Source organism: Curtobacterium sp. MCBD17_026, assembly GCF_003234895.2.
Lineage (GTDB): Bacteria > Actinomycetota > Actinomycetes > Actinomycetales > Microbacteriaceae > Curtobacterium > Curtobacterium flaccumfaciens.
In genome coordinates, this window is sequence record NZ_CP126281.1 from 2248885 (window position 1) to 2261647 (window position 12763).

General features: G+C 69.3%; 11 protein-coding genes. All 11 read right to left on the bottom strand.

All coding sequences use genetic code 11. From position 1 onward, the window contains the following. Positions 1–471: 471 nt before the first annotated feature. Positions 472–1242 carry a fumarylacetoacetate hydrolase family protein gene (locus DEI85_RS10555; RefSeq protein WP_027466538.1) on the bottom strand — a complete coding sequence of 257 codons (771 nt, stop codon included), beginning with the start codon at positions 1240–1242 and terminating at the stop codon, positions 472–474. A gap of 30 nt (positions 1243–1272) precedes the next feature. Next, positions 1273–2382 (bottom strand): branched-chain amino acid aminotransferase, encoded by a 1110-nt coding sequence (locus DEI85_RS10560; RefSeq protein WP_111090399.1) that lies wholly within the window; start codon positions 2380–2382, stop codon positions 1273–1275. A gap of 15 nt (positions 2383–2397) precedes the next feature. Beyond that, positions 2398–3471 carry a 3-isopropylmalate dehydrogenase gene (locus DEI85_RS10565; RefSeq protein ID WP_111090398.1) on the bottom strand — a complete coding sequence of 358 codons (1074 nt, stop codon included), beginning with the start codon at positions 3469–3471 and terminating at the stop codon, positions 2398–2400. Between the two features lie 13 nt (positions 3472–3484). Beyond that, positions 3485–5074 carry a phosphoglycerate dehydrogenase gene (gene serA, locus DEI85_RS10570; RefSeq protein WP_027466535.1) on the bottom strand — a complete coding sequence of 530 codons (1590 nt, stop codon included), beginning with the start codon at positions 5072–5074 and terminating at the stop codon, positions 3485–3487. A 157-nt stretch (positions 5075–5231) separates the two neighbouring features. Next, entirely contained in the window at positions 5232–5615 is a 384-nt protein-coding gene (locus DEI85_RS10575) for a hypothetical protein (RefSeq protein WP_146238642.1), read from the bottom strand. Then, a complete protein-coding gene (locus tag DEI85_RS10580) occupies positions 5612–6076 on the bottom strand; it encodes a hypothetical protein (RefSeq protein WP_146238641.1) in 465 nt (154 codons plus the stop codon). The genes DEI85_RS10575 and DEI85_RS10580 overlap by 4 nt, the downstream gene beginning before the upstream one ends. 59 nt (positions 6077–6135) lie before the next feature. Beyond that, on the bottom strand, positions 6136–7326 hold the full coding sequence (locus DEI85_RS10585; RefSeq protein WP_111090397.1) for a mannitol-1-phosphate 5-dehydrogenase: 1191 nt from the start codon (positions 7324–7326) through the stop codon (positions 6136–6138). A 209-nt stretch (positions 7327–7535) separates the two neighbouring features. After that, positions 7536–8561, bottom strand: a complete 1026-nt coding sequence (ilvC, locus tag DEI85_RS10590) for a ketol-acid reductoisomerase (RefSeq protein WP_027466530.1) — start codon at positions 8559–8561, stop codon at positions 7536–7538. Between the two features lie 71 nt (positions 8562–8632). Beyond that, the gene (ilvN, locus tag DEI85_RS10595) at positions 8633–9133 is read right to left on the bottom strand and encodes an acetolactate synthase small subunit (RefSeq protein ID WP_017888842.1); all 501 of its coding nucleotides are present in this window, start codon (positions 9131–9133) and stop codon (positions 8633–8635) included. Beyond that, positions 9130–10953, bottom strand: coding sequence for an acetolactate synthase large subunit (locus DEI85_RS10600; RefSeq protein ID WP_027466529.1), 1824 nt, complete (start codon positions 10951–10953; stop codon positions 9130–9132). The genes ilvN and DEI85_RS10600 overlap by 4 nt, the downstream gene beginning before the upstream one ends. A 45-nt stretch (positions 10954–10998) precedes the next feature. Then, complete coding sequence (gene ilvD, locus DEI85_RS10605) at positions 10999–12693, bottom strand: dihydroxy-acid dehydratase (protein ID WP_111090396.1); 1695 nt, start codon at positions 12691–12693, stop codon at positions 10999–11001. Positions 12694–12763 lie beyond the last annotated feature (70 nt).

Consider the following 12763-nt stretch of genomic DNA (forward strand, 5'->3'; position numbering starts at 1 on the left):
GTTGACTGTCTACTGACAATCTTCAATCCAAAAGGAATTGCTTCATGACCCGATCGGCAAGCCGACCAGGCACGAGGTCAATCAATAAATTGGCATTGACAATGTGCACGCTGTTGAGTTCTCAAGGACCAGACGCACTCCCCGCTCGACCCATCACAGGTTCCGCCAGAGAGGCATTCGTCTTGTACAACATCCCGGGCGCACAACCAGAGGTGGTGGTTCCGAGGAGTTGGTTGCCTGAGCGGGACCCCGTCCGGACTGCATCTCCAGGTGTTCAACCCGGTGATCGTCTCGGCCGTTCCGTTCTCCGCCTCAGCGGCAACGAGTGATTACTTTACGCAGAGGTGAACGGCAGCGCCAAGCCGGGCCAGATCCCGGGCGTGTCGCCCTCTGCCCCGGGGCTGGGTACTCCCCCGACAACGCCGAACGGCCCGCTCCCCACCTGGGGGAACGGGCCGTTCGGCGGCAGTTTCAGTGCCGGGCGATGACGGGGTTCTTGAGCGAACCGATGCCGGAGATGGTGACCTCGACGATCTCGCCGTCGCGGATCTGTCCGACACCGGCCGGGGTCCCGGTCAGGATGACGTCACCAGGGAGCAGGGTCCAGATCGAGGACACGAACTCGACGAGCGACGGGATGTCGTGCACCATCTCGTTCGTCGAAGCCGCCTGCCGGAGGTCACCGTCGACGCGCGTCTCGATGCGGATGTCCGATGGGTCGATTTCGGTCTCGATCACGGGGCCGAGCGGGCAGAACGTGTCGAACCCCTTCGCCCGGGTCCACTGACCGTCGCGCGCCTGGAGGTCACGGGCGGTCACGTCGTTGGCGATCGTGTAGCCGAGGATGACGCTCGCGAAGTCCTCACGCCGGACATTCTTCGCGAGCGAGCCGATCACGATGGCGAGCTCGCCCTCGTGGTCGACGCGACCGATGTCGGCGGGGAGGCGGATGGGCTCGTCCGGACCGATCACCGAGGTGTTCGGCTTGAGGAACACCACCGGGTCGTCGCCGGCGCGCTCGTCCATCTCCGACGCGTGCTCCGAGTAGTTGAGCCCGACGCCGATGACCTTCGACCGCGGGATGACGGGGGCGAGGAGCTTGGCGTCGGCGAGTGCGACGCGCTCCCCGGTGGTCTCGAACCCCTGGTACATCGGGTCTCCCGCGAGCACCACCAGAGCGCGCTCGTCGAGGATGCCGTACCGGGGGTCTTCACCCTTGCTGCTGAACCGTGCGATCTTCACCGTTCGACCCTACCCACGCCCGCCGGTCGATCAGGACGCGTCGGTCAGCTTGGTCATCCACCCGTGCGGGTCGGGACGACGGCCGTACTGGATGTCGGTGAGCTCGTCGCGCAGGGACATCGTGAGCTCCCCCGCCCCGACGGTCGGCGAACCGATCGTGAAGCCGTCGCCGCGGAGTTCGGCGATCGGGGTCACCACGGCGGCGGTGCCGCACGCGAAGGCCTCGGTGATCGAGCCGTCGTCGACGCCGTCACGCCACTCGTCGAGGGTCACCCGGCGCTTCTCGACGGTCAGGCCGCGGTCCTCGGCCAGCTGCAGGATCGAGTCACGTGTGATCCCTTCGAGGATCGAGTCGGAGTCGGGCGTGACGAGGGTACCGTCGGACTTGACCAGGACGACGTTCATGCCGCCGAGCTCTTCGAGGTACTTGCCCTCCACCGAGTCGAGGAACATCACCTGCTGGCAGCCGTGCTCGTAGGCCTCTTGCTGGGGAAGCAGCGACGAAGCGTAGTTGCCGCCGGTCTTCGCCGCACCGGTCCCGCCCTTGCCGGCACGGGCGTACTGCGTCGACAGCCAGATCGACACCGGCTTCGGGCCGGAGGTGAAGTACGCACCGGCCGGGCTCGCGATGCAGTGGTACGCGACGGCCTGTGCCGCGCGGACCCCGAGGAACGACTCCGTCGCGATCATGAACGGCCGCAGGTACAGGCTGGTCTCGGGCGCCGAGGGTACCCAGTCGACGTCGGTCTGCACGAGCTGCCGGATCGACTCGACGAACGCCTCGACCGGGAGCTCCGGGAGCGCGAGCCGTCGGGCGGACCGCTGGAAGCGCCGGGCGTTGGCGTCCGGTCGGAACGACCACACCGAGCCGTCCGCGTGCCGGTAGGCCTTGAGCCCCTCGAAGATCTCCTGGGCGTAGTGCAGCACGCTCGCGCTCGGGTCGAGGGACAGCGGCCCGTACGGGTGGATCGACGCGCTGTGCCAGCCGTCGTCGAGCGTCCACTCGACCGTCGCCATGTGGTCGGTGAAGTGCTTGCCGAAGCCCGGGTCGGCGAGGATCTGCTCCCGCTCGGCGGCCGCGCGGCGGTCGGCGGACGGGGTACTGGCGAACTCGAGTCCGAAGGCGGTGTCGGTGCTCATGGGGAGGACTCCTTGTCAGGCGGTGGTGGTGCGTGCCGTGGCCGCGGCGGCGATCGCGTCGCCGATCTCGGCCGTGCGACGCGGCGTGGTGCCCCGGTCGGCGAGGTCGGACTCCACCGCAGCCGTCACCGCGGCCGCCAGGTCACCGCGACCGACGTGGTCGAGCAACAGGGCGACGGAACGGATCGCTGCGGTGGGGTCGGCCAGTTGCTGACCTGCGATGTCCGGCGCGGAACCGTGGACCGGCTCGAACATGCTGGGGAAGGTGCCGTCCGGGTTGATGTTGCCCGAGGCCGCCAGACCGATGCCGCCGCTGATCGCGCCGGCCAGGTCGGTGATGATGTCGCCGAACAGGTTGTCGGTGACGATGACGTCGAACCGTTCGGGGTCGCGGACCATGTGGATGGTGACCGCGTCCACGTGCTGGTAGTCGACCGTGACGTCCGGGTACTCGGCGCCGACGGCCGCGACGCTGCGCTGCCAGAGGGCGCCGGCGTGCACCAGGACGTTGCTCTTGTGCACGAGGGTCAGGTGCCGACGCGGGCGTCGGTCCGCCAGCGCGAAGGCGTACCGCACGACCCGCTCGACACCGAAGGCGGTGTTCAACGAGACCTCCGTCGCGATCTCGTGCGGGGTACCGGTCCGGATGGCACCGCCGTTGCCGACGTACGGCCCCTCGGTGCCCTCGCGCACGACCACGAAGTCGACCTCACCGGGGTCGGCGAGCGGCGTCGGGACGGCCGGGTGCACCGTCGTCGGCCGGAGGTTCACGTAGTGGTCGAACGCGAAGCGGAGCTTGAGGAGCAGCCCGCGCTCGATGATGCCGCCGGCCAGCCGCGGGTCACGCGGGTCACCGCCGACCGCTCCGAGCAGGATCGCGTCGTGCTGCGCGATCGCCGCCATGTCGTCGTCGGTCAGGACGTCGCCGGTCTCCAGGTACCGTGCGGCGCCGAGGGAGAACGGGGTCTCCTGCACCACGAGGTCGTCCGGCAGGACCGCGTGCAGGACCTTCAGGGCCTCGTCGACGACCTCGGGTCCGATGCCGTCACCACGGATGACCGCGAGTCGGATCGTCTGCGCGCTGCTCATGTCCGCCACTCCCCTAGAGCGTGATGTCGATCTCGCGGAGCGAGGACGCGTCGATCGCCGAGCGGACGTGCTCGAGGATCTCGGCCGGCACGGGCGAGTCGACCGTCAGGACGCTCAGCGCCTGGCCACCGGCGGCTTCGCGCGAGATCTGCATCGCGGCGATGTTGATGCCGGCCTGGCCGAACTCCTTGCCGTAGACCGCGACGATGCCCGGTCGGTCGGTGTACTCCATGACGACGTGGTGCCGGTCGAGCGGCACCTCGACGTCGTGCCCGTTGATCTCGACGAGCTTCTCGACCTGCTTCGGGCCGGTGAGCGTGCCGGACACGCTGATCGCCGGGCCGTCCGACTGGGCGCCGCGGATCGTCAGCACGTTGCGGTACTCGGGGCTGTCGGTCTCGGTGATGAGGCGGACGGTGACCCCGCGCTGCTCGGCGATGAGCGGAGCGTTGACGTAGGAGACCTGGTCGCTCACGACATCGGTGAAGACGCCCTTGAGCGCCGCGAGCTTCAGCACGCTGACGTCGTACTCGGCGAGCTCGCCGTGCACCTCGACGTCGATGCTCGTGACCGGCGAGGTCGCCAGGGCGGTGAAGACCTGGCCGAGCTTCTCGACGAGCGGGATGCCGGGGCGCACGTACGGGTCGATGACCCCGCCGGCGACGTTCACGGCGTCGGGCACGAGCTCGCCACCGAGGGCGAGACGGACCGACTTGGCGACCGAGACGCCTGCTTTCTCCTGCGCTTCGTCGGTGGAGGCACCGAGGTGCGGCGTCACGACGACGTTCGGGAGCGCCAGGAGCGGTGAGTCCTTCGGGGGCTCGGCGACGAAGACGTCGAGGCCGGCGCCGGCGATGGTGTTCGCCGTGAGTGCACGGTGCAGGGCGTCCTCGTCGATCAGGCCGCCGCGGGCCACGTTCACGACGAACGCGGTCGGCTTCATCAGGGCGAACTGGGCGTCCGAGATCATGCCGAGGGTCTCCGGCGTCCTCGGCATGTGGATCGTGGTGAAGTCCGCCCGGCGCAGCAGGTCGTCGAGGGAGACGAGCTCGACCCCGAGCTGCTGCGCACGTGCCGTGGTGACGTAGGGGTCGTACGCGATGACCGTCACGCCGAAGGCCTGCAGCCGCTGGGTGATGAGCGCGCCGATGCGGCCGAGGCCGATGATGCCGACGGTCTTCTCGTAGAGCTCGACACCGGTGTACGACGAGCGCTTCCACGCCCCGGCGGCCAGCGAGGCGTGGGCGGCCGGGATGTGCCGCGCGAGCGACAGGATGTGCCCGACCGTGAGCTCCGCCGCCGAGATGATGTTCGAGGTCGGGGCGTTCACCACCATCACGCCGGCGGTCGTCGCCGCCTTGATGTCGACGTTGTCGAGGCCGACGCCGGCACGGGCGACGACCTTGAGGCTCGGTGCCGCGGCGATCGCCTCGGCGTCGATCTTGGTGGCGGACCGCACGAGGACGGCGTGCGCGTCGGACAGCGCCGCCAGGAGCGCCGGACGGTCGGTGCCGTCCACGTTCCGGATCTCGAAGTCGGGCCCGAGGGCGTCGACCGTTGCGGGCGAGAGTTCTTCGGCGATCAGGACGACCGGCTTCGACACAGCAGCTGTTTCCTCACTCGAGACGGTTGGTATCCCACCATGCTATCGACGCGGGCCGGTGGTTACGACCGCGGGAGCGGTCCTGTGGAGAACCACACGACGGCCGGGAGGGACGGGGCGGGGCCGCACCGCGCCTCCTGGCCGTCGTGGGGTCGGCTCAGAAGTCCAGCAGCGTCGGGACGAACAACTGGAGGTCGAGCCAGAGGGCGCCGGCACCCGCGAACGCGACCACGAACACCGCGATCGTGGCGGGCAGGCTCGAACGCCGGGTGATGACGATCGCCGCGACGAACGCGACCGGCGCGATGAGGATGTCGAGCACGAGCCACAGCCACGGGGTGCTGGTCTGCAGCGAGTCGCCACCCGAGGTCGTCTCGAGGAACGCGTTGAAGGCGTCCACCCGTTGGTTGATCTGCGTCAGGTTGCCGACGGCCTGCACCGTCATGTACGCGAACAGCGCCGCGAACACGACCCAGACGACGATCTTCGCGACCACGGGAGCGCTGTTCCGGCGGGTGGTCGCCGGCTCTGCCCCGGTCACCCGAAGCTCCGCGTCAGGAGGAACGGCCAGGGGAAGAGCACGACGGCGCCGAGGAGCATCCAGAGCAGGCGGGTGCGCGTGCGGCTGCCGCGCGCTGCCCAGAGCACCACCGTGAACCAGAGTGCCGGCGCGAGGATCGCGAGGAAGCGGAGCACCTCGACGAAGAGCGTGAGGACCGTGTCGACGCCGGAGACGTACGCGGTCGACGCGGTGAGGAGCCAGGCCACCGTGTAGAGCAGGTAGAGGCCCCCGAAGACGCCGAACCCGACGAGGGCGCCGGAGGTCTCGGGTGCCTCGGGGTCGCGCGCTCCGCGGTCACGCACCGCCACCGGGTTGTGCGCCGCGTCGACGTGGGTGGCGTCGTCGGCGTCGCCCCAGCTGAGGGCGGCGTCGTCGGTGTCGACGGCGTTCGGCACGTCCGGGTCGATCGACCCGTCTGGTGGGGATGCTGCCGTGGTCATGCCCCGATTCTACGAGGGACACGACACCGGGAGGACCAGCGACGGCCGGGAGGACGACGTCAGGCGTCGGCCGGCTGCGTCGCGAGGACCTCGGCGACGACCTCGCGGACGGCCGGGAAGAGCGGGTGGCTCTCCATCAGGCCCGTGAGGATCTCGGTGAGCGCGTGTGCGGTCGCCCCGGAACGCAGGAGTGCGTGCAGCTCGATCGACTCCGGGTCGTTCTCGTCGTCGAACGCGAGCGCCGCGCGGACGGCACCGAGCAGGTGCTCGACGGGCAGGCCACGCTCGGCGAGCTGCGACGCCGGGCCCACGAAGCGTTCACGGCGGCCGAGCTTGCGGAGCGGGTTGCGGCCGACGCGCGCCGTGGAGTCCGGCAGGTGCGGGTTCGCGATGCGGGAGAGGTTCGCGGCGACGTAGCGCGCGTGGTCCTCGGGGGCGAACCCGTGCTTCGCGATCAGCAGTGCGGTGGTCTCCGCGAGCACCCCGTCGACCTCGGCGCGGACGGCGTCGTCCTCGAGTGCTTCACGGATGAGCCGGATGCCCCGCACGTAGCCGTGGTAGGCGGCGGTGGCGTGCGCCGTGTTGACCGTGTAGAGCTTGCGCTCGACGAACGGCTGCAGGTCGTCGACCCAGGTGACGCCCTCGATCGTCGGCGGTTCGGCGTCGGAGCCGAGGAACGGGGTGCGCTCGATGACCCACTCGTAGAACGGTTCGAGCACGACGTCGAGGCCGCCGGACTGACCGAGCACACCGGACTGGTCCGGGACGATGCGGTCGATCGCGCAGTTCGCGAAGACGGCGGCGATGTCGCGGTCTTCGAGGATGGGGGCGCGGCGGATGCTGGCGTGCAGGGAGTCGGTCGCGTTGAACGCGTTCTCGCAGGCGACGATCGTGACGTCACCGCGCTCGAGCGGGCGTGCCGCGAGCCCCTCGGCGATGAGCGGCGCGACGAGCGGGAGCGTGCGGGCGCCCACGGCGGTGGTCACGACGTCGGCCTCGGCGATGGCCTGCACCACACGCTCGCGCTCGGTCTTGCTGCTGAGCGCACGGAACCCGTAGACGAGGTGCTCGACCGGCATCTCGCCGACCTCGTGCACCACGAACCGACCGGCTTCGTTCAGGGCCGAGACCACGCGTTCGTCGACGTCGACGAAGGTGAGCTCGTAGCCGCTCGCCACGAGGAACTGGCCCACGAACCCGCGCCCGATCTTGCCGGCGCCGATGTGGACCGCTCGCTTCGTCACCGCCATCGAACGATCATCCCATGCTGGTCGGGGCGGTCCTGACCGCGGGTGCGCAGCACGGCCGACGGGTGTCGGGAATCGTCCGGGCGCACGGCGGAGGGACGCCGGTCCGCGGCGTCGGGGCTGGAGAAGAGCTGCTGCATAACGTTCGGGTCACATCGCGAGGCGGCGGTGCAGGTGCACCGCCGCCTCGACGTCGAGTGGTTCTCGGAAGACTACCGCGCGGCCGAGCCGTCCACGTAGTCGCCGTCGTTCTGCTTCCACGCGAAGAGCGCGCGGAGCTCACGACCGGTGGCCTCGATCGGGTGGCCCTCGCCCTTGGCACGGAGCGCCTTGAACTCCGGTGCGCCGGCGTCCTGGTCCTCGATGAAGCGCTTCGCGAAGGCACCGTTCTGGATGTCCGCGAGCACCGCCTTCATGTTCTCCTTGACGTCCGGCGAGATCACGCGCGGGCCGGAGACGTAGTCACCGAACTCAGCGGTGTCGGAGATCGACCAGCGCTGCTTGGTGAGGCCACCCTCCCAGATGAGGTCGACGATGAGCTTGAGCTCGTGCAGGACCTCGAAGTAGGCGATCTGCGGCTGGTAGCCCGCCTCGACCAGGGTCTCGAAGCCGTACTGGATGAGCTGCGAGGTACCACCGCAGAGGACGGCCTGCTCGCCGAACAGGTCGGTCTCGGTCTCCTCGGTGAAGGTCGTCTTGATGCCGCCGGAGCGGAGGCCGCCGATGGCCTTGGAGTACGACCACGCGAGGTCCCAGGCGGAACCGGACGCGTCGACCTCGACGGCGACGATCACAGGGACGCCACGGCCGGCCTCGTACTCGCGGCGGACGGTGTGCCCCGGGCCCTTCGGCGCGACGAGCGACACGTCGACGCCCTCGGGCGCCTCGATGTAGCCGAAGCGGATGTTGAAGCCGTGGCCGAAGACGAGCGTCGCGCCCGGCTTGAGGTTCGGGCGGATGTCCTCGGCGTAGACGATGCGCTGGACCTGGTCCGGCGCGAGGATGACGACGACGTCGGCCCAGGCGGTGGCGTCGCCCGGGGTGTGGACCTCGAAGCCCGCCTCTTCGGCCTTCTGCCGGCTCTTCGATCCCTCTTGCAGGCCGATCTTCACCTCGACACCCGAGTCACGGAGGTTGAGGGCGTGGGCGTGGCCCTGCGAGCCGTAGCCGATGACGGCGACCTTCTTGCCCTGGATGAGCGTCAGGTCGGCGTCGGCGTCGTACACGATGTCAGTCACGAGGGTGTGTCTCCTTGGTTCTGTGGTCGGTGCCGGGCACCATCGGCGCCCGGGAAGGGTGTGACGGGCGCTCAGCGCACCCGGTCGGTGATGCTCTTCGGTCCGCGGCCCATGCCGAGGAGGCCCGCGCGGGCGAGCTCCTTGACGCCGTAGGGCTCGAGCACGCGGAGGATCGCCTGGATCTTGCCGGGGTCGCCGGTCACCTCGACGATCAGGGAGTCGGTCGCCACGTCGACGACCTGGGCACGGAACAGGTTCACTGCTTCGAGCACCGCCGAGCGCGTCTGGTTGTCGACGCGCACCTTCACGAGCATGTGCTCGCGCTGGACCGACTGCGAGAAGTCCAGTTCGACGATCTTGATGACGTTCACCAGCTTGTTGAGCTGCTTCGTCACCTGTTCCAGCGGGAGGTCCTCGACGTCGACGACGACGGTGATCCGGCTGAGACCGTCCACCTCGGTGTTGCCGACGGCGAGCGACTCGATGTTGAACCCGCGGCGGGCGAAGAGTCCGGCGACACGGGTCAGCAGACCGGGCTTGTCCTCCACGAGGAGGGAGAGGACGTGGCTCATGCGGTTTCTCCCGTCATGTCGGCGTCCTCGTCGTCCCAGGTGGGCGCGAGTGCCTGGGCGTACTCGATGGACGAGTTGCTGACACCCTGCGGGACCATCGGCCAGACCATGGAGTCACGGCTCACGACGAAGTCGATCACCACCGGACGGTCGTTGGTCGCGAGGGCGAGCTCGATCGCGGCGTCGACCTCGTCGGCCTTCTCGACGCGGATGCCGAGGGCACCGTACGCGTCGGCCAGCTTCACGAAGTCCGGCACACGGCGCGAGGCGTGCCCCGTCTCGAGGTCGGTGAAGGAGTGCCGGCCGTCGTAGAACAGCGTCTGCCACTGCCGGACCATGCCGAGCGACGAGTTGTTGATGATCGCGACCTTGATCGGGATGTCGTTGATGACGCAGGTCGCGAGCTCCTGGTTCGTCATCTGGAAGCAGCCGTCGCCGTCGATCGCCCAGACCACGCGGTCCGGCTGGGCGACCTTCGCACCCATCGCCGCGGGGACCGAGTAGCCCATCGTGCCGGCACCACCGGAGTTGAGCCAGGCGTTGGGCCGCTCGTACTTGATGAACTGCGCGGACCACATCTGGTGCTGGCCGACACCGGAGGCGTACACGGCCTCGGGTCCGGAGAGCTCACCGATGCGCTTGATGATGCCCTGCGGCGCGAGGAGTCCGTCGGTCGGCTCGGCGTACCCGAGCGGGAAGTCGGTCTTGAGCTGGTGGAGCTTCGCCCACCACTCGTCGGTCGACGCACGGTCCTCCACAGCGATGCCGCCCCAGGCGTCGAGCAGGTCGACCAGGACCTCGCGGGCATCACCGACGATCGGGACGTCGGCGAAGCGGATCTTCGAGATCTCGGCCGGGTCGATGTCGACGTGCACGACCTTGGCGTCCGGCGCGAACTCGTCGGCCTTGCCGGTCACGCGGTCGTCGAAGCGGGCACCGAGGGCGACGATGAGGTCGCTGTCCTGCAGGCCGAGCACGGCGGGCACCGTGCCGTGCATACCGGGCATGCCGAGGTGCTGCGGGTGCGAGTCCGGGAACGCGCCGCGCGCCATCAGGGTCGTGACGACCGGCGCACCGGTCGCCTCGGCGAAGCGGAGCAGCTCGGCGGTCGCACGGGAGCGGATGACACCGCCGCCGACGTAGAGCACCGGGCGCTTCGACTCGGACAGCAGCTGCGCGGCCGCGGTGATCTGCTTGCCGTGGGCCTTGGTCACCGGGCGGTAGCCGGGCAGGTCGATCTTGGGCGGCCACACGTACGGCGCCGACTTCTGCTGGGCGTCCTTCGTGATGTCGACCAGCACGGGACCGGGCCGACCGGTCGTCGCGATGAGGTGCGCCGCGGCGAGGGTCGCCGGCACGTCGGCCGGGTCGGTCACCAGGAACGAGTGCTTCGTGATCGGCATCGTGATGCCGACGATGTCGGCTTCCTGGAACGCATCGGTGCCCATCAGCGTCGAGAACACCTGGCCGGTGATCGCGATGAACGGCACCGAGTCCATGTAGGCGTCCGCGATGGCCGTGACGAGGTTCGTCGCGCCGGGGCCGGACGTCGCGATCGCGACCCCGACCTTGCCGGACGACGAGGCGTAGCCCTCGGCGGCGTGGCCGGCGCCCTGCTCGTGACGGACGAGGATGTGGCGGATCGTGGTCGACGCCATCAGCTCGTCGTAGAACGGGATGATCGCGCCGCCCGGCAGGCCGAAGACGTCGGTGATCCCGAGGTGCTCGAGCGTCCGCAGGACGGCTCCCGAGCCGGTCAGGATCTCCGGCGACCGGCGTGCACCGGCGGCCGCGGACAACGGAGTTGCTTCCGTGGGCATGAGTGGTCCTTGCCTGAGTGGTGGCGGTGGTGCGGGTGTCGGACGCTAGCCCGTGACCGCGCCCTGGGCGGCGGACTTGACGAGCTTGGCGTACTTCGCGAGGACTCCGCGGGTGTAGCGCGGGGGCAGCGGGGCCCAGCCGTCACGGCGGGCCTCCAGCTCGGCCGGGTCGACCAGTAGGTCGAGCGAGCGAGCCGCGATGTCGACACGGATGCGGTCGCCATCACGAACGAAAGCGACTGGACCTGCGTCCACTGCTTCCGGTGCGATGTGGCCGATGCACAGGCCGGTTGTGCCGCCTGAGAATCGACCGTCGGTCAAGAGTAGTACATCCTTGCCGAGGCCCGCGCCCTTGATGGCCGCGGTGATGGCGAGCATCTCGCGCATGCCGGGACCGCCCTTGGGTCCCTCGTAGCGGATGACGACGACGTCGCCCTTCTCGATCTTGCCCTCGGTCAGGGCATCCATCGCCGCGCGCTCACGGTCGAACACCCGGGCAGGGCCCTCGAAGACCTCGGCGTCGAAGCCGGCGGTCTTCACCACGGCACCCTCGGGGGCGAAGGAGCCCTGGAGGACGGTGAGGCCACCGGTCTCGTGGATCGGGTTGTCGAGCGTGCGGAAGACCTCGCCGTCGAGCGCCGGCGGGTCGATCTCGGCGAGGTTCTCGGCGACGGTCTTGCCGGTCACGGTCATGCAGTCGCCGTGCATCAGGCCCGCTTCGAGCAGCGCCTTCATGATCACGGGGATGCCGCCGTTCTGGTCGACGTCGAGCATGACGTACTTGCCGAACGGCTTCATGTCGGCCAGGTGCGGGACCTTCGCGCCGATGCGGTTGAAGTCGTCGAGGCTGAGTTCGACCTCGGCCTCGTAGGCGATGGCGAGGAGGTGCAGGACGGCGTTCGTCGAGCCGCCGAGTGCCATCAGGACGGTGATCGCGTTCTCGAACGCCTCGCGGGTCAGGATCTGACGGGCGGTGAGGCCGAGGCGGAGCATGTTCACGACGGCCTCGCCCGACCGGTGCGCGTAGTAGTCGCGACGCCGGTCGGCGCTCGGCGGCGCGGCGGAACCCGGCAACGACATGCCGAGCGCCTCGGCGATGCTCGCCATCGTGTTCGCCGTGTACATCCCGCCGCAGGCGCCCTCGCCCGGGACGATGTTGCACTCGATCTCCTTGAGCTCGGCCTCGCTCATCGTGCCGGCCTTGCACGCGCCGACCCCCTCGAAGGAGTCGATGATCGTGACCTGCTTCTTCGAGCCGTCGGCCTGCTTCACGTAGCCCGGCATGACCGAGCCCGCGTAGAGGAACACGCTCGCCAGGTCGAGGCGCGCGGCGGCCATCAGCATGCCGGGGAGCGACTTGTCGCAGCCGGCGAGCAGGACGGTGCCGTCGAGGCGCTCGGCGTTGACCACGGTCTCGACGCTGTCCGCGATGACCTCACGCGAGACGAGGGAGAAGTGCATGCCCTCGTGACCCATCGAGATGCCGTCCGAGACGGAGATGGTGCCGAACTGCAGCGGGTAGCCGCCACCGGAGTGCACGCCCTCCTTCGCACCCTGCGCGAGGCGGTCGAGCGACAGGTTGCACGGCGTGATCTCGTTCCACGAGGACGCGATGCCGATCTGCGGCTTGCTCCAGTCCTCGTCTCCCATACCGACGGCCCGCAGCATGCCACGCGAGGTGGTTGCTTCGATCCCGTCGGTGACGACCCGGCTGCGCGGCTTGACGTCGATATCAGGCATGGGTGGAGTCTAGGACGATTTGGGATACCAGTTGCGCAACAACATGCGTACGCATGATGAAGGGCGGTCG

What these genes read in the sequence shown, in the direction of transcription:
- ilvN (WP_017888842.1), bottom strand. Translation starts at nt 9,133, where the DNA reads ATGAGCCACGTCCTCTCCCTCCTCGTGGAGGACAAGCCCGGTCTGCTG.
- DEI85_RS10565 (WP_111090398.1), bottom strand. Translation starts at nt 3,471, where the DNA reads ATGAGCAGCGCGCAGACGATCCGACTCGCGGTCATCCGTGGTGACGGC.
- DEI85_RS10585 (WP_111090397.1), bottom strand. Translation starts at nt 7,326, where the DNA reads ATGGCGGTGACGAAGCGAGCGGTCCACATCGGCGCCGGCAAGATCGGG.
- DEI85_RS10600 (WP_027466529.1), bottom strand. Translation starts at nt 10,953, where the DNA reads ATGCCCACGGAAGCAACTCCGTTGTCCGCGGCCGCCGGTGCACGCCGG.
- DEI85_RS10560 (WP_111090399.1), bottom strand. Translation starts at nt 2,382, where the DNA reads ATGAGCACCGACACCGCCTTCGGACTCGAGTTCGCCAGTACCCCGTCC.
- DEI85_RS10580 (WP_146238641.1), bottom strand. Translation starts at nt 6,076, where the DNA reads ATGACCACGGCAGCATCCCCACCAGACGGGTCGATCGACCCGGACGTG.
- ilvD (WP_111090396.1), bottom strand. Translation starts at nt 12,693, where the DNA reads ATGCCTGATATCGACGTCAAGCCGCGCAGCCGGGTCGTCACCGACGGG.